14 protein-coding genes are annotated in these 15,316 nt (G+C 61.9%); 10 read left to right on the plus strand and 4 right to left on the minus strand.

Features of this window, described 5'->3' with window-relative positions:
- Positions 1-75 precede the first annotated feature (75 nt).
- Positions 76-4,758, plus strand: coding sequence for a DUF3320 domain-containing protein (locus FGU64_RS18805; protein WP_210239041.1), 4,683 nt, complete (start codon positions 76-78; stop codon positions 4,756-4,758).
- 87 nt (positions 4,759-4,845) lie between these two features.
- Here FGU64_RS18805 and FGU64_RS18810 read toward each other — a convergent pair whose 3' ends face one another.
- The 4 genes from FGU64_RS18810 to FGU64_RS18825 all read right to left on the minus strand — a co-directional run bounded on the left by FGU64_RS18810 (position 4,846) and on the right by FGU64_RS18825 (position 6,953).
- Positions 4,846-5,157 carry a hypothetical protein gene (locus FGU64_RS18810; RefSeq protein WP_139954546.1) on the minus strand — a complete coding sequence of 104 codons (312 nt, stop codon included), beginning with the start codon at positions 5,155-5,157 and terminating at the stop codon, positions 4,846-4,848.
- Positions 5,158-5,260: 103 nt separating this feature from the next.
- A complete protein-coding gene (locus FGU64_RS18815; protein ID WP_139954547.1) occupies positions 5,261-5,446 on the minus strand; it encodes a hypothetical protein in 186 nt (61 codons plus the stop codon).
- Entirely contained in the window at positions 5,443-5,853 is a 411-nt protein-coding gene (locus tag FGU64_RS18820; protein ID WP_139954548.1) for a helix-turn-helix transcriptional regulator, read from the minus strand. Before FGU64_RS18820 ends, FGU64_RS18815 begins: the two co-directional genes overlap by 4 nt.
- 197 nt (positions 5,854-6,050) lie before the next feature.
- Positions 6,051-6,953 (minus strand): sigma-70 family RNA polymerase sigma factor, encoded by a 903-nt coding sequence (locus FGU64_RS18825; RefSeq protein WP_139954549.1) that lies wholly within the window; start codon positions 6,951-6,953, stop codon positions 6,051-6,053.
- A 113-nt stretch (positions 6,954-7,066) separates the two neighbouring features.
- Between FGU64_RS18825 and FGU64_RS18830 the strand changes: the two genes are divergently transcribed.
- The 9 genes from FGU64_RS18830 (at position 7,067) to FGU64_RS18875 (ending at position 15,308) form a co-directional block, all read left to right on the plus strand.
- Complete coding sequence (locus FGU64_RS18830; RefSeq protein ID WP_139954550.1) at positions 7,067-7,525, plus strand: carboxymuconolactone decarboxylase family protein; 459 nt, start codon at positions 7,067-7,069, stop codon at positions 7,523-7,525.
- 157 nt (positions 7,526-7,682) lie between these two features.
- Positions 7,683-8,105 carry a carboxymuconolactone decarboxylase family protein gene (locus FGU64_RS18835; RefSeq protein ID WP_139954551.1) on the plus strand — a complete coding sequence of 141 codons (423 nt, stop codon included), beginning with the start codon at positions 7,683-7,685 and terminating at the stop codon, positions 8,103-8,105.
- A gap of 332 nt (positions 8,106-8,437) precedes the next feature.
- Positions 8,438-9,139 (plus strand): GntR family transcriptional regulator, encoded by a 702-nt coding sequence (locus FGU64_RS18840; RefSeq protein ID WP_139954552.1) that lies wholly within the window; start codon positions 8,438-8,440, stop codon positions 9,137-9,139.
- A 229-nt stretch (positions 9,140-9,368) separates the two neighbouring features.
- Entirely contained in the window at positions 9,369-10,370 is a 1,002-nt protein-coding gene (locus FGU64_RS18845; RefSeq protein ID WP_139954553.1) for a sialic acid TRAP transporter substrate-binding protein SiaP, read from the plus strand.
- A 14-nt stretch (positions 10,371-10,384) separates the two neighbouring features.
- On the plus strand, positions 10,385-10,882 hold the full coding sequence (locus tag FGU64_RS18850; protein WP_139954554.1) for a TRAP transporter small permease subunit: 498 nt from the start codon (positions 10,385-10,387) through the stop codon (positions 10,880-10,882).
- Complete coding sequence (locus tag FGU64_RS18855; RefSeq protein ID WP_139954555.1) at positions 10,879-12,174, plus strand: TRAP transporter large permease; 1,296 nt, start codon at positions 10,879-10,881, stop codon at positions 12,172-12,174. The genes FGU64_RS18850 and FGU64_RS18855 overlap by 4 nt, the downstream gene beginning before the upstream one ends.
- Entirely contained in the window at positions 12,171-13,052 is an 882-nt protein-coding gene (locus FGU64_RS18860; protein WP_139954556.1) for a shikimate dehydrogenase, read from the plus strand. Before FGU64_RS18855 ends, FGU64_RS18860 begins: the two co-directional genes overlap by 4 nt.
- Positions 13,053-13,068: 16 nt before the next feature.
- Positions 13,069-13,950 carry a dihydrodipicolinate synthase family protein gene (locus tag FGU64_RS18865; protein WP_139954557.1) on the plus strand — a complete coding sequence of 294 codons (882 nt, stop codon included), beginning with the start codon at positions 13,069-13,071 and terminating at the stop codon, positions 13,948-13,950.
- Between the two features lie 593 nt (positions 13,951-14,543).
- Complete coding sequence (locus FGU64_RS18875; RefSeq protein ID WP_139954558.1) at positions 14,544-15,308, plus strand: SDR family NAD(P)-dependent oxidoreductase; 765 nt, start codon at positions 14,544-14,546, stop codon at positions 15,306-15,308.
- Positions 15,309-15,316: the final 8 nt, after the last annotated feature.

Below are 15,316 nucleotides of genomic sequence, written 5' to 3' on the forward strand. Positions count from 1 at the left end.
AGTGCACCGGCAACTGTGCATTTGCCGGTGCTGGATATGCTCCTGGCTGCAAGTCTGATTTCCGGGACCAGTTCGATGCCTGAAGTGAATTCGAAAGCCATTTCCAGAATTCTGGAAATGGCGCGGCGCAAGCTCCTCGAAACAGGAACACGAAACCGGCTGATTCACGTCAACCGGGCCAATCAAAGAGCCAATTGTCTGAATGTGATCAACGAGCGCTCGGAGGATATTTTTGCGCTCCTGCGCGTTCAAGCCAAGCGCATGCGCTTCAAGGCGATGGGCAAGGACAAGGTCGAAGACGGGCAGGACGTGCTGCTCTCCCTGCCGAGCGACGATCGCGAACCCGGCGCCGACAGGTATGGCGACAATTTCATCGAGACGCCGCTCGGGCCGGAATCGCTGGCGCGGCGACTCTTGCGCCTGGCACATGACGCGAAGACGGCGGAAGAAGAACAGGGACTCAACATCCTCTATCTCGCCATGGGCTTCCTGCGCTGGCGCGAGAGCCCTACATCGGAGATCCAGCGCGAGGCGCCGCTGGTGCTCATGCCGGTGCAACTGGTGCGCAACGAGCGCACTTCGACCTTCGATATCCTGTCCCGCGACGACGACATCACCACGAACCTGCCCCTGCAGGAGCGGTTGAGGCAGGATTTCGGCATCGTGCTCCCGGAAATCGAAGAATCCGAAGAATGGAGCCCGTCGCAGTATTTTGAGCTGGTGACCGATGCCGTTTCGGGGCAACCAAGCTGGTCGATCGATGCGGACGGCATGCAGGTCGGATTCTTCTCCTTCGCCAAGCTTTTGATGCATCGCGATCTCGATCAGACGAACTGGCCGGATGGCACGCTTGCCGACAACGACTTGCTCACCGGACTGCTGGCGGACGGCTTCGAGGCCGACACCCCGCTGTTTGGACCGGAAGACAAGCTCGACGATCACCTTGACCCGGCGCAGATCATCCAGGTGGTCGATGCCGATGCGTCCCAGACCAAGGTCATCGAAGAGGTGCGCAGAGGCGCCAGCCTGGTGGTGCAAGGCCCGCCGGGGACCGGCAAGTCGCAAACCATCACCAACATCATCGCGGCCGCTGCCCATGACGGAAAGTCGGTGCTCTTCGTTGCCGAGAAAATGGCGGCGCTTTCAGTTGTGCATGATCGGCTCGTGAAGTCGGGATTGCGCGACATCTGCCTCGAACTGCATTCGCGCACGGCCAACAAGAAGGCCCTGGCGCAGGAACTCGGCCGCACGCTCATGGCCAGCGCGCGCGCTTTGCCGGGAGCCGCCGATCCTGCCCAGCTTCGTCTCACGCGCGACGAACTGAACCGGATCACGGCGCTTCTGCACACGCCTCTACCGCCGAGCAATGAAAGCCCCTTCCGGGCAATCTCGGAAATTATCGGCTTCATAGGCCAAGGAGCCCAGGCGCCTTCCATTCCCGAGGAAGGTTTGGAGACACTGACGCGGGAAGGCCGCCAGCTGGCGCTAACGGCGATATCCGGTTTTGTCGCGGCGCTCGAAATGGCAGGCTCACCCGAAGCGCATCCATTCCGCGGAACCATGAATCTCGATCTGCAGCCTACAGATTTGGCGCGCCTCGAGAATGAATTGGCGGCGGCAACGAAATCAATCTCGGATCTGCGTGGCGCCGTGGTGCAGTTTGCTGACACGCTTCATCAACCCGAGCCGACCACCCTAACCGAGATCGCCGCTCTCGGTGCAGGGTTAGAGGCCCTGGCAGCGGCTCCTGCCGGAGCGGCATCATCAATAGCCGCGTTGTTTCCGAATGCGGACCATGCCCGGCAACGCGAAGCGTTACAAGCCGGCGTGAACTGGGCGACGGCCCACGCTGTTGCGGCCCCCAAGTTTGCTGCACCCGCATGGAGCGCCAGTCTCGGCCCGATGCGACAGGCAATCGTTCGCGGCCAGGCATCTTTCCTTGCCCGGCTGTTCGGTCCTTATCGCCGGGCGTCCGGCGAGTTGGCGAGCCTCTTGTCAGGTCCGCTACCCAAGGCGCCGGCAGAACGGCTGGCTCTGGTCGACGAACTGGCCGATGTGCAGAACCGGCGCAAGAGCCTGGCCGATGAAGAAGGCTGGCTGCAAGCGACACTCGGCGCCGAATGGCGCGGCGAATGCACCCCCTTCGCAACTCTGTTCGCAATCAGCGACTGGTTGACCGACATCAAACGTTCTGGAGCATTTTCAGAAGCCGACCATGTCACGAAGGCGATCACGGCATTTTCGGATCCTCTCGCGACAGCACGCGACCTCGAGGCCAGCATCCATGCCTGCCGCGCGCGTTCAGAGGCACCGATTACCCGGTTGCAATTGGATCTCGCCCAAGCGGAAATTGGAGAGGCACTGGAGACGGCGCCCTTGTCCGAAATCGCTGCCGCATTCGAACAGATGGCGGCCGATACGGGACGTTACGGCGACTGGGCCACTCTCGCACGCAGCGTTGCGACGGCGATCGATAGCGGCGCCGGCGCGATCGTCACCGCAATCGATGAGGAACGGATTACCCCATTAGAGGCCGGACGTGAATTCGCCTATGCTTGCGCCGAGGCACGCTGGAATGCAGCGCGGGCAGCGAGACCCGAGTTGAATGGGCTTCCCCGGCTTGATCGGCACGACCTCGTGCAATTGTTCCGCAAACTGGAGAAGGATCGTATCGATACCGCCAAGACATTGATCCTGTCGCGTCATTTCGAGCAGATGCCGCGCGGCACGATGGGAGAGATGGGTATCATCCGCGGTGAGGTCGGCCGCAAGCGCGGTCACAAGTCCATTCGCTGGGTGATGAAGAACGCCGGCAGCATGGTGCAACGCATCAAGCCGGTAATGCTGATGAGCCCGATTTCGGTAGCCCAGTTTCTTCCTCCGGGCAGCGTCCATTTCGATCTTCTCGTGATTGACGAGGCATCTCAGATTCGGCCTGAAGATGCCTTGGGCGTCGTGGCCCGTGCTCGACAGATCGTCGTTGTGGGCGACCAGAAACAGCTTCCTCCGACGTCATTCTTTGATCGGTTGGTTGATGATGTTGAGGATATTGAAGATGAGGACGAGGATGCCCCGATCGGCGCCACGGCGGCTGACATGGAGAGCATTCTGTCGCTCTGTGAGGCACGCGGGCTAAGGTCACGCATGTTGGAATGGCATTACCGATCGCGTGATCCATCTCTGATCCGCGTGTCGAACGCCGAGTTTTACAGAGACGAATTGGTGCTGCCACCGTCGCCACTGCAACTCGACGACGATTACGGGCTGAAATTTCAACGCGTCCCCGGAGTGTATGCGCGTGGCGGCAGCGGGTTGGGTCGTCAAGGCACCAACCGAATTGAAGCGCAAGCTGTTGTTCGCGGGATGGCGGACCATGCTCGCGCCTGGCCGGACCTGTCGCTTGGGGTGGTTGCCTTCTCAAAGGCGCAAGCCGACATGCTGACCGAGCTGCTGGAACTAGAGCGCCGTCAGGATCCCGTCCTGGACGGGTTCCTGCGCGAAGGGCGCCATGAGGATGTGTTCGTCAAGAATATCGAAAACGTGCAAGGTGACGAGCGCGATGTCATTTTGATCTCGGTGGGCTACGGGCCGCAGGAGGCAAATGGGCGGCTCGCTTCCATGTCTTTTGGACCGGTCAACGGTGAAGGTGGAGAGAGGCGGCTAAACGTCCTGTTCTCCCGTGCCAGGGTGCGCTGCGAGGTCTTTGCTTCATTCGACCCGGGCGATATCGATCCTGCGCGCAGCAAACGCGAGGGGCCACGGGTGTTGAAGCGCTTCCTCGACTTCGCAAAGACCGGCATCATGGAGGAGCGTGCGATCAGCGGTCTCGATGCAGACAGTCCGTTCGAGGAAGACGTTGCTGCCGCAATCCGTTCGCTCGGATACCTGGCGGATCCTCAAGTCGGGACGGCTGGGTTCCGAATTGACCTGGGCGTGCGTCATCCAGACCGTCCGGGGCAATATCTACTGGCAGTTGAATGCGACGGCGCCGCCTATCACGCCGCGCTCTGGGCTCGTGAGCGTGATCGGTTGCGTCAGGATGTTCTCGAAAATCTCGGCTGGCGTTTCCACCGGATCTGGAGCACCGACTGGTTCCATCACAGATCCCGAGAGATTCAGCGATTGTCCACGGCATTGGACCAAGCTCGATCGGCGGCACAAGATCGTATTCGCGTTCGCGGTGCAAACGACGGGGCCGTGAAGCCGACAGCAGTGGCACAAGATGCTGCACCTGAACTGATTGAGATAGACCATCTTGCTTTGTCGGCGCCTCCTTATGTCCGCGCTGAGCTTTCCGTGCGATCAAATCTCGAGCCTCATGAGGCTCCGGTCGCTCAGCTCGCTGACCTAGTGTTAAAAATCGTCGAGATCGAAGGGCCGATCCACATCGACGAGGTGGCACGGCGCATCACCTCAGCGTTCGGTAAATCGCGGGCCGGCAATCGTATTGTTGAGGCAACTGGGCGTGCCGCGCGTCTCGCCGCACAGAGAGACCACACGCTGAGGCGTGAAGGTCCGTTTCTCTTGACGGAGACGCAAGCTGAAGACCCGCCGATCCGGGATCGTATCGCCGAAACTGGCAGTCTGCTGAAGGCCTCCTACCTGCCACTCATGGAAATAGCAGCTGCGGCTCATCGCATTCGCTCGGAAAGTGGTGACATGCCGGCCGAGGATCTGATCCGCGCCGTAGCGCGTCTCCTGGGATTCCAACGGGTTGGAAGCGATTTGGCGGAAGTCATTAACGAGGCGCTGGGATAACCGAAGGATCGAGATGACGTGCCGGAATCTGCAAGAGGATTTCGTGTTGTCATGCCGGTGTTTTCTTTGGGTCGACGATCTTACTGCTCATCTTGGCTTTGATCGCCCGTGATTGTTCAAACGCCTGTTCGGCGGCAGCACAGTCACGATGTAGCCGTTTCTCACGAGAACGAAATATTGCTTCCACAGCCGGGTGTTCCGGATCATGTAGATGGTGGCATCGGAAGACACGCGCTCAATGACCGTCGCACGGCCAGCCTTGATGTCGCTCAGCATTTCCGAGAACTCGCCCGGCGCCAGGACGATGCCGTAGCGCGCGTAGAGTTGGCGGTGGAAATGCCAGTGATACTTCGGAATGGATTTCCCGTTCCAGAGCGGATCGAAGTCATCGTCGGCCATGATGTTCCGTATCTGACTGAGGGGTGCTTGGTGGACACAGGGGGCAGCCAGCGCTTGCGATGTTCGGTGTCGGGCAGGCCAGCACCTTCCGCGCCATGTGGCGTTACGGTCGGGTGTGAAAGATCATTCGCAGCTTCTGCACGCGCTCCAACGTCGGCGACGGATCGGAATCCCGGGACGCCAACCTGATCACTTCCAGCCAGAAACGCTCGTTGGTCGTGATCTCGCGGTCGCGGAGACAGGCCATGCGACGCCATTCATCGGGGGAAAGGCCGTGCTTGCGGCTCATTTGCCAAAGATCCCACGAATGGCCGACCGTGCCTTTGAGGTGAGGCTCGGATTGGTGTGGTCCGACGCCCGGCGGATTTCCTCGAGCCAGGCCGCCTCGTTCTCGGTGACCAGCGTCCCAAAGATCTGTCGGACGGCAAGTTCGGTGGTGTCGCCGCCGAGCTGCTCGAGCGCCAGCTGAAAGAGCATCACCGGATCACAGTCGAGGGCAGCCGCCAGAGCCGACACCCGGTCGAGCGGCAGCTTGGCCGTGCCGGCCTTGATCATGGCGAGCATGTTGGGATTGACGAAGCCCGCCTCGCTGGCAATCGCGATCTGGGTCTTCTTCGGCCTCAACTCAAGAACGCGCTTCTCGAGATACTTGGCGAGCCTGGTGTCCGCATAGGGCTTCCCCAGACGGTTGTTCATCATCACTTTCCTCTGAAATCGCAGCTTTATTGCGCTGCTGATTTCGTTATAGCGACGGCCTGATGGGGATTTTTTGGGAGATGATGGGTATTCAACTTTGAGCGCATGCCAATCGGGAATACATAACAGCTCAGGGTGCACGAGATTTCGTAGACATCTGGAGTGCCTTTGTGCCTGAACAGCCTGCGGGGTTGAGACTATTCGATTCCGCCGAAGCGTTGATCGGGGTCGAGCACCATCACGTCTAACCCGTCCAGGCTTTCGCGATCCGCCACGGCCTCGATGCTGACAATGCGATCGCCGTTCAGAGCGACGCGCAGGACGAGCAACGTGCGGCCACCAGCCTCCACCGCGATGCCGAGCGCACCGTCGAGCATTGCTGGCTTCGCTCCTCTGGCACGGCCGTTGAACGCGTTGGCAACCGCTGTCGGTCCGCGCAGTTCCGCCTGAGACCCCAGCCGCATTGCAGCCTCGTCGGCCCGGAACACGACGTCGGGGTCGAGAATGGCGAGCAGCGCCTCGAAATTGCCGTCGCGGGAAGCCGCGATGAACGCCTCGACCACGCTGCGCCGGCGGGCGCGGTCCGCTTCTGGAGAGATCGGGCTACCCTGCACGCGCCGGCGGGCGCGGCTGGCGAGTTTGCGTGTTGCGTCGGTCGTGCGCCCGACGATCGGGGCAATGTCATCGAACGGCAGGTCGAACATGTCGTGCAGCACGAAGGCGACCCGCTCGGCAGGCCCAAGTGTCTCCAGGACGACCAACATGGCAAGGCCGACGGAATCGGCCATGACGATCTCATGTTCGGGATCATAGGAGGCAGTGCCGGCTTCGGACGGCAAGTCGCCTCCGTCTTCGCTGATGGTATCTTCCCGGCGCAGTTTGCGTGAACGGAGCATATCCAGGCAGATGCGTGCCACCACGGTCCGCATCCAGCCGCCAAGATTCTCGACGTCACCGACGTCTGTTCGGTTCAGTCGCAGCCACGCTTCCTGCACTGCGTCTTCGGCCTCGGTGCGGGATCCGAGCATGCGGAAGGCGACGGCTCTCAGATGAGCGCGGTTTGCCTCGAATTGTCCTACCAGAATCTTTTTTTCGTCCATCGGTCACATCCCCAGTCTGCCGTGCGTCATGCCTGTGACGAACGAAATCCGGCCGATGTGACCAACTGGCGCTGGAATCGTCGCGAACCTGATCTAACACGGAGATGAAACCCATGCAGGCACGAATGAAGAACCCGGTCTTTGTTATTCCCGAAGCGATGCAGGCGCTGATGGCGCTGAACAAGGCGACGGAAAAGAGCGGCCTTTCCGAGGTCACCACCAAGCTCGTCCACCTGCGCGCGAGCCAGATCAACGGTTGCAGTGTGTGCGTGGACATGCATGCGCAGGAATTGAAGAAGGCCGGAGAAACCGATCGCCGCATCTTTGCCGTGGCGGCCTGGCGCGACACACCGTTCTTCACGGAAGCCGAGCGGGCGGCGCTTGCACTCACCGAGGCCGTCACTCGTATCGCCGATCGCGCGGACGCGGTGCCGGACGATATTTGGAATGAAGCGGCCCGACACTACGACGAGAAAGCCATATCCGGGCTCCTTCTTCAGATCGCACAGATCAACGTGTGGAACCGGCTGAATGCCAGTGTGCGGCAGGTGGCAGGCGCCGCGTGGAATTGAGCTGACGAGCAAATCGGAGGTCGGAGTGAGCGGTGCATTGCGCGAACAACAGCGCGCTGTGCACTGGCGCGCATTCTGGCCAAACTCTCAGCCTGCCTTCTTGCTGGCGACACCAGGAATGCCAGGTCTGCCGCCAAGGAACCGAGGATAAAGGACTATGACACGCCAATTCCCGAACACTGGCGAGAGTCGGCTGGAACGCGGCAAGCGAGTGCTTGCCGAGATCGACGGCGAAGCCGGCAACAATGTCGTGGCTGCGCTGGCTGACATTGCCCCTGATTTTGCAAACTACCTGTTCGAATTCCCATTTGGCGACATTTACAGCCGCCCCGGCCTCGATCTACGCGCTCGCGAGATCGCGACCATAGCGGCGCTGACGGCGATGGGAAACGCGACCCCGCAATTGAAGGTCCACATCGAGGCCGGCCTGAATGTCGGACTGACCAGGGACGAAACCATCGAGATCATCATGCAGATGGCCGTCTATGCCGGTTTCCCCGCGGCCCTCAACGGGCTGTTCGCGGCCAAGGAGGTCTTCGCTGCCAGATTCCTTGTCCAGCTTGAGCAAGCAGCAGGTTGACGGCGTATCTTAGCAGGTTGCCGCCGGTAGTCGCGTCCTCACGAAATGCTGTCCGGCCTCGGTGAGCTGATGTTCGACGCCGCCAGTGCGCGATGAAGCACCTAACTTTTGGCCCATAGGCGACAACGGTCAGCAAAGTGGTCTCGGATATGCCGAATGACCTTGAGATGGGCTGAAATGGTTTGCAGCCGTCCGGCTATAGCGACGACCTGATGGGGATTCTGTGGGACCTAGCGGACCCGCGTCCTTGTTCGCTTTCTTGGGATACGGTGCACAGCGGGGGCGATTGTTGAATCTATGGTATTTCAGGAAGTTTCTGATATTTTCTCGAAATGCTCGAAAGTCATGTTAGCACTACCATATCCGAGACGACCTATCGTCAGATCAGGGCTGACATCATTTTCGGCCGTTTGGCGCCCGGCGAGAAATTGCGGCTGGACCGGTTGAAGACGCTTTACGGCGCCAGCGTTTCGACGCTGCGCGAAATCCTCAACCGGCTGGCCTCGGACGGGCTGGTGATCGCCGAGGGTCAGCGCGGTTTCGAGGTGGCGCCGGTCTCGCCACAGGACCTGAAGGAAATCGCGGCGCTCAGGCAGTTGCTTGAATGCTATGCGATGGAACTCTCCTTCGCCGCCGGCGATATGGACTGGGAGGGCCGCGTGGTCGCGGCGCATCACAAACTGCAGCAGATGGAGCGGCGCATGATCGCCGGCGACCACTCCATCACCAAGGAATGGAAGCGCTACGACTGGGAATTTCACCAGGCGCTGATCTCGGCCTGCGGCTCCAAAGTGCTTATGGACACACACGCGGCGGTTTTCGACAAGTATCTACGCTACCAGATGGTTTCGCTGACTTTTCGCGGCCAGATCGCGGCCGACGAACACCGTCAGATGCTAGAAGCCGCCTTGGCGCGTGACGCCGCCACGGCCCAGACGATCCTGCGCAAGCATGTCGAAGCGGGCGTCGAGCGCGGCCTGCTGGCCAGTGAGCCGGAATTTCAAAAGCAGCGCAAAACCGTTACTGGCTCCTGAATCGGTCGATCAGGGTCAGCTCATCGCTTCGCTCCTTCCCGGGAGCTCCAGCCGGGTTCTGGAGGATGTCATAGTCGGCGAAGGTGCTCGCTATCGATATGTTTCATCCGATAAAATACAAAATCTATGGTGCTGCCTCCTTTATGGGTTGCCGCATCTGAGTGATCGTGTCATGTTTTTCCCAACGGCGCCAATGAAGCGCTGCGCATGCAATTCAGGGAGGAAAAGCATGAACATCAGGATCGATCGTCGCCGTTTTCTCGGCGGCATGGCAGTCGCCGCGGGTGCGCTTCCGGTTTTAGGCGCACGGCGGTCCTTCGCCGACGACAAGATCACGCTGCGCCTTTCGTCGCCGGCGACGCCGGGGGATCAGCGGGCTGTTGCGCTGACCGAGATTTTCGCGCCGGCGGTCAAGGATTTCGCCACCTTCGAGCCGCACTGGAACGCCGAACTGTTCAAGCAGGGCACCGAGCTTGAGGCCATCGCCCGTGGCAACCTCGAAATGTCGATCACCTCGGCGCAGGAACTGGCGACGATCTATCCGGAGTGGTCTATCTTCACCGCCGGCTACCTGCATCGCGACGCCGAACACCAGAAGAAGGTGTTCGCCGCCGATTTCATGGAGCCTATGAAGAAGAAGGTCGAGGACGAACTCGGCGTCAAGCTGCTGACGGTGATGTATCTCGGCCGCCGCCAGCTCAATCTCCGGACCGACAAGGACATCAAGACCCCGGCCGATCTCGCGGGGGTCAGGCTTCGTATGCCCGGCACCGATGCCTGGCAGTTCCTCGGCAAGGCGCTTGGCGCCAACCCGGTGCCGGTCGCCTTCACCGAAATCTACACCGCGCTGCAAACCGGTGCGATCGACGGCCAGGAGAACCCGCTACCGACCGACAAGGATTCCAAGTTCTACGAGGTCACCAAGCAGATCTGCCTGACCAGCCATCTGGTCGACCTGAACTATCTCGCCTTCTCCAAGAAGGTGTGGGACGGCATGAAGCCGGAGCAGCAGCAGGTGGTGCAGAAGGCCGCCGACGATGCGGCCGAATCCGGCCGCCAGAAGCAACTCAAGCTGGAAGCCGACCTCGAGCAGTTCTTCAAGGACAAGGGGCTGAAGGTTTACACGCCGGACGTCGATGCCTTCCGCAAGCATGTCCAGAAAGCCTATCTTGACTCCGAGTTCGCCAAGGATTGGCCGCAAGGCATGGTCGACAAGATCAACGCGCTCTGATCCGGGCCTGACCGATGTCGGCGACCCTACGCTGGTTGCGGGCGAGGGCCGATAACGTGGCGGTGGCGCTGCTTGCCGCCATGTTCATCGCCTTCATGCTACAGATCTTCGCGCGCTACGTCATCAACTACCCGATCGGCTGGACGCTGGAAGTGTGCCTGACCACCTGGCTGTGGCTGGTGTTCTGGAGCTCGGCCTTCGTGCTGACCGAGCGCGACCACGTCACCTTCGATCTGCTCTACCTGATCGTGGGCAAGCGCATGCAACGCATCTTCGCGCTCGTTTCGGCGGTGGCGATCGTCGCGGGCTTCGCGGCCGCGCTGCCGGCGACGATCGACTACATCACCTTCTACAAGATCAAGAAGAGCGCCACGCTGCACATCAGGCTGGACATAGTATTCAGCGTTTACGGCATGTTCGCCGTCGCCGTGATCGTGCGCTACGCGTGGCATATCTGGCGGCTGCTGCACAGCGACCGACCGGAGCCGCATGATGAGGCGCCAACGGTATGACGCTCGCCTTCTCGCTTTGCCTGCTGGCGCTGTTCTTCTTCGCGGGCATCGGAACCCCGGTCGCCTATTCCATGATCGTGGCGGCGATCGTCTATCTCGCCGTCAAGGGACAAGATCTCGGCCTCGCCGCCGAACAGATCATCCAGGGCCTTTACGACGGCTTCATCATCCTCGCCGTCCCCCTGTTCATCGTCGCCGCCAACATCATGAACGCCGGCACGATCAGCGAACGGCTGCTGACCTTCTGCATGGCGATCGTCGGCCGCCTGCGTGGAGGGCTGGGCCACGTCAACATCGTTGCCAACGTCATCTTCGCCGGCATGTCCGGCTCGGCGGTGGCCGATGCCGCCGGTCTCGGCAAGGTCATCATCGAGATGATGACGAAGGACGGCCGCTATCCGCCCGGTTACGCGGCCGCGATCACTGCCGCCGCTTCGACCATCGGGCCGATTATCCCGCCGTCGATCCCCATGGTGATGTATGCGCTCGTCTCCGACGCCTCGATAGGCTACCTGTTCCTCGGCGGCGTCCTGCCTGGGCTTCTGATGGGCGTCGTGCTGATGGTCCTCAACGCCTGGATCGCGCACAAACGCAACTTTGCCGTCGAGAAAGCGGTGCCGCTGCGCGACCTGCCCAAGGTCACCTTGAACGCCTTCCCAGCACTCCTGATGCCGATCATCCTTCTCTACGGCATCTATGGCGGCGCCACGACGCCGACGGAGGCGGCGGCGGTGGCGGCCGGCTATGCGCTGATCCTGGCCGCCGTGTTCTACCGCGCGCTCAGTTGGAAGGCGCTCTACGCCATCATCTCTGACAGCGCTCGATCCTCCGCAGCGATCGGCCTGGTGATTGGCGGCGCGCTGATCTTCAACTACATCGTCGCCAGCGAGAACATCCCGGCCCAGATGGCGGCCTCGCTGAAGGGGCTCGACATCTCGCCGCTCGGCTTCCTGTTCATGGTCAACCTGCTGCTCCTGTTCCTCGGCTGCCTGCTCGACGCTTCGACCATCATCCTCGTCATCGTGCCGCTATTCGTTCCGACCTGTCATGCACTGGGCATCGATCTCGTGCATTTCGGCGTCGTGGTCGTCGTCAACACCATGATCGGACTGATTACGCCGCCCTATGGAGTGGTGTTGTTCGTCATCAACGCCACGACCCGGATTCCGCTGCGCGAGATCATCAGTGAAATCGCGCCCTTCATCGCCGTGCTGGTGTTTGCACTGCTCACGATGATCGTGTTTCCGGGCATCGTGCTGTGGCTGCCGAGGCAGTTCGGATACATCGGATGAGCATTGCGGAGCCGAAACACCCGAAGGCCGATTCCGGCGACCGGGTCAGGCTCGGCCTGATCGGCGACAACATCGCCCGTTCGCGCTCGCCCGACCTGCACCGGCTGGCTGGAAAACTGTGCGGCCTCGACGTCAGCTACGAACTGTTCGTGCCACCGGACATGGGCAGCGATTTCGACGCCGTGTTTGATGCCTGCCGGGCCAGCGGCGTGCGCGGCCTCAACGTGACCTATCCCTACAAGGAAACGGTCGTCGAACGGATCCGCACTGCCGGCGAAGATGTGCAACGAATCGGCTCGGTCAACACCGTGGTGTTCGGCGAACGGGGGCCGATCGGACACAACACTGACCATTCCGGCTTCCTTGCCGCTTACCGCGCGACATTCGGACAGATGCAGCCAGGCAGGACGGCGCTGGTCGGCGCCGGTGGCGTCGGCAAGGCGGTCGCATTTGGGTTGGCTGCGCTCGGCGCGCGAGAGATCGCGGTAATCGACCGAGACGAGGAAAGGGCGAGGGGTCTGGCCGAGGCAGTAGCAGCCTACTCGGAGGGAGACGTTTCCACGACCTTCGCCGTTGATGCGCGCGAGGCCCTGCGGAGCGCGGACGGCATCGTCAACTGCACTCCGCTCGGCATGGTCGGCTATCCGGGCTCCGCCGTGCCGCTCGATCTGCTCGGCTCGCAGCGCTGGGCGTTTGAGGCCGTCTATACGCCGGTCGACACACCCTTCAAGCTGGCGGCAGAAGCGTCCGGCCTGAAGGTTCTGTCAGGCTTTGAGCTGTTCTTCCACCAGGGCGTCGATGCCTTCCGCATCTTCACCGGGCTGACGCCCGATCTTACCGCATTGCGCCGCCTGCTGGTGGAAGCAGCATCGAACTGACATCGAAGGAAGACCCATGCCAGACTCGCATCCCATGCGCGAAAAGATAGGCGTCAGCGCCGCCCTCGCTACGCCGTTCGATGACCAGGGCAGGATCGACTGGCGGCGCTTCACCACGCATGCCCGCAGCTTGCTGGGGCAAGGGATGAAGGTCGTGACCGCCTTCGGCACAACCGGAGAGGGCGTTTCGCTCGCAGCGGCGGCGCGTGCACCGCTTTACGAGAAGATGGCACAAGCCGGCATCGAGGCAGGCCAACTCGTGGAGTGCGTGTATGGTCCATCCTCGCAGGAGGCCGGGGGGCACCTGCGGCGCGCGCTAGATGCCGGCGCAGCCGGAATCCTTCTGGCACCGCCCTTCTATTTCAAGCAGCCCCAGCCAGAAGGCATCTACCGCTGGTTCGCCGAGACGCTGGAAACGGCAGGCCCGACCTGTCGCGATGTGATCCTCTACAATATCCCGCAACTCACCGGCGTGACCGTCGGCCCGGCGATGGTGACGCGGTTGAGGACGGCGTTTCCGGGCGTCATCGCCGGCGTGAAGGATTCCAGCGGCGATTGGGACCAGACGGCTGGCTTGCTGATAGAACACCGCGACCTCGCCATACTGGTCGGGCACGAGGGGCATCTGGCGCAGGCGGTGCGGCAGGGCGCCAGCGGCGCGATCAGCGGCGTGGCGAATTTCGCGCCGGCGCTGGTAGCCAAGTTGGTGCGCGGTGAGGACGACGCGCGGATCGATGCCATACTCGGCCTGCTGCTCAAGCTGCCGGTGGTGCCGGCGGTGAAATGCGTTCTCGCAGCACAGACCGGAGACGAGGCGTGGCTGCGCGTGCGCGCGCCGCTGGACGCCCTGTCTTCGGCAGATGATCGTGCCGCATGCGCAATGATCGCGAGAAGCTGACGCCTGAGCCTCGACGTTCAAGTTGCCAAGTTACAGGCTGAGGGCTGCAGGATCATCCAATCCGACAAAGTTTCTGAGGCTAGGTGGGACACAAATGGTTTGCAGGCACTTCGCCAAACCTTTGATTTCCTTGAACAGGAAAGTGGCCTGGTTTGCAAAAATAGTCCTGTAGTTACAATATCTTGCACCAGACTACGAATCTGGGGGTCAGGAGTTCGAATCTCTTCGGGCGCGCCATTCAAACCATTGAAATCGCTGGATAAATCGACTTCGCCGAGACGGATGAGCGGAAGACGTCTTGCCCGGTTCTGCCTTTTTCCAGCCGGGCTGGCGGGCGGGGAGCGCCAGGAGGAGCCGGAGGCCGATGGCGTCGAGGATCAGGTTCTTTGAACGGGCGGCGATGGTGCGCACTCGGAGATAGTCGGGCAGGTCACGGCCAGGATCGCGGCTTCGTCGCGCAGGCGCGACGGTGGCGCGTTCTGGCGGCGGATGTTCCTGCGCATAGCGGCTGAAAGGAACACTTCGGCGCTTCCGGGGCGGGTCTGCTTTGAGCTATTGAGTGCTTCGCGGCGGCGGCATCGGAAGGAAACGTCATGGCACATCATTCGCATCGGCCGGTCTTCATCGTGACCGGGGCCGCCAGGGGGCTGGGGAAGGCGATCGCCGAAAAACTGGTCGCCGATGGCGCCGCGATTGTTCCGGTCGTGCGCTCCGACGCCTCGGCGGCGGCCCTGCGCGCCCTGTTCGGCGAAGCCGCCGTGGTCGTGACGGGCGACGTGAATGCCCAGGACACGGCGGCGGCGGCGGTCGCGGCCGGGCTCGAGCGATGGGGCCATGTCGACGGTCTGGTCAACAACGCCGGCGTCATCGACCCGATCGGTGCCATCGCCGAAACGGACGCTGCCGCGTGGGACCTGTCGATCCGCACCAATCTCGTCGCACCCTATCGCCTCATGCGGACCTTCATCGGGGCGGCCGGGAGCACGGCCGAGCGGCGGCGCATCGTCAACATATCGAGCGGCGCGGCGCATCACCCCGTCGAGGGCTGGAGCGCCTATTGCGCGGCCAAGGCCGGGCTGGCGATGCTCACGCGCTCGGTGCAACTCGAACACGGTGCCGAGGGCGTCGTCGCGTTCGGCCTGGTTCCGGGCCTCGTCGATACGGACATGCAGGCCGCCATCCGGTCATCCGGGGTGAACGACGTAAGCCGCCTGCCGCGCAGTGCCCTGCGCCCGGCCGCCGAGCCGGCGCTCGCCGTCGCCTATCTGCTGTCGGGCGCTGGCGACGACCTGGCCGGCGGCGACGTCGAAATCCGCGATGCCGGCTTCCGCTCGCGCGTCGGGCTGCCGCCGCTGTAGGCGCGCGA

Source organism: Mesorhizobium sp. 8, from assembly GCF_006351905.1.
In the GTDB taxonomy this organism is placed as follows: domain Bacteria; phylum Pseudomonadota; class Alphaproteobacteria; order Rhizobiales; family Rhizobiaceae; genus Mesorhizobium; species Mesorhizobium composti.

Excerpts from the sequence above, each read along its gene's own strand:
- FGU64_RS18805 (WP_210239041.1), top strand. The coding sequence starts at position 76 with ATGCCTGAAGTGAATTCGAAAGCCATTTCCAGAATTCTGGAAATGGCG.
- FGU64_RS18810 (WP_139954546.1), bottom strand. The coding sequence starts at position 5,157 with ATGGCCGACGATGACTTCGATCCGCTCTGGAACGGGAAATCCATTCCG.
- FGU64_RS18815 (WP_139954547.1), bottom strand. The coding sequence starts at position 5,446 with ATGAGCCGCAAGCACGGCCTTTCCCCCGATGAATGGCGTCGCATGGCC.
- FGU64_RS18820 (WP_139954548.1), bottom strand. The coding sequence starts at position 5,853 with ATGAACAACCGTCTGGGGAAGCCCTATGCGGACACCAGGCTCGCCAAG.
- FGU64_RS18825 (WP_139954549.1), bottom strand. The coding sequence starts at position 6,953 with ATGGACGAAAAAAAGATTCTGGTAGGACAATTCGAGGCAAACCGCGCT.
- FGU64_RS18830 (WP_139954550.1), top strand. The coding sequence starts at position 7,067 with ATGCAGGCACGAATGAAGAACCCGGTCTTTGTTATTCCCGAAGCGATG.
- FGU64_RS18835 (WP_139954551.1), top strand. The coding sequence starts at position 7,683 with ATGACACGCCAATTCCCGAACACTGGCGAGAGTCGGCTGGAACGCGGC.
- FGU64_RS18840 (WP_139954552.1), top strand. The coding sequence starts at position 8,438 with ATGCTCGAAAGTCATGTTAGCACTACCATATCCGAGACGACCTATCGT.
- FGU64_RS18845 (WP_139954553.1), top strand. The coding sequence starts at position 9,369 with ATGAACATCAGGATCGATCGTCGCCGTTTTCTCGGCGGCATGGCAGTC.
- FGU64_RS18850 (WP_139954554.1), top strand. The coding sequence starts at position 10,385 with ATGTCGGCGACCCTACGCTGGTTGCGGGCGAGGGCCGATAACGTGGCG.
- FGU64_RS18855 (WP_139954555.1), top strand. The coding sequence starts at position 10,879 with ATGACGCTCGCCTTCTCGCTTTGCCTGCTGGCGCTGTTCTTCTTCGCG.
- FGU64_RS18860 (WP_139954556.1), top strand. The coding sequence starts at position 12,171 with ATGAGCATTGCGGAGCCGAAACACCCGAAGGCCGATTCCGGCGACCGG.
- FGU64_RS18865 (WP_139954557.1), top strand. The coding sequence starts at position 13,069 with ATGCCAGACTCGCATCCCATGCGCGAAAAGATAGGCGTCAGCGCCGCC.
- FGU64_RS18875 (WP_139954558.1), top strand. The coding sequence starts at position 14,544 with ATGGCACATCATTCGCATCGGCCGGTCTTCATCGTGACCGGGGCCGCC.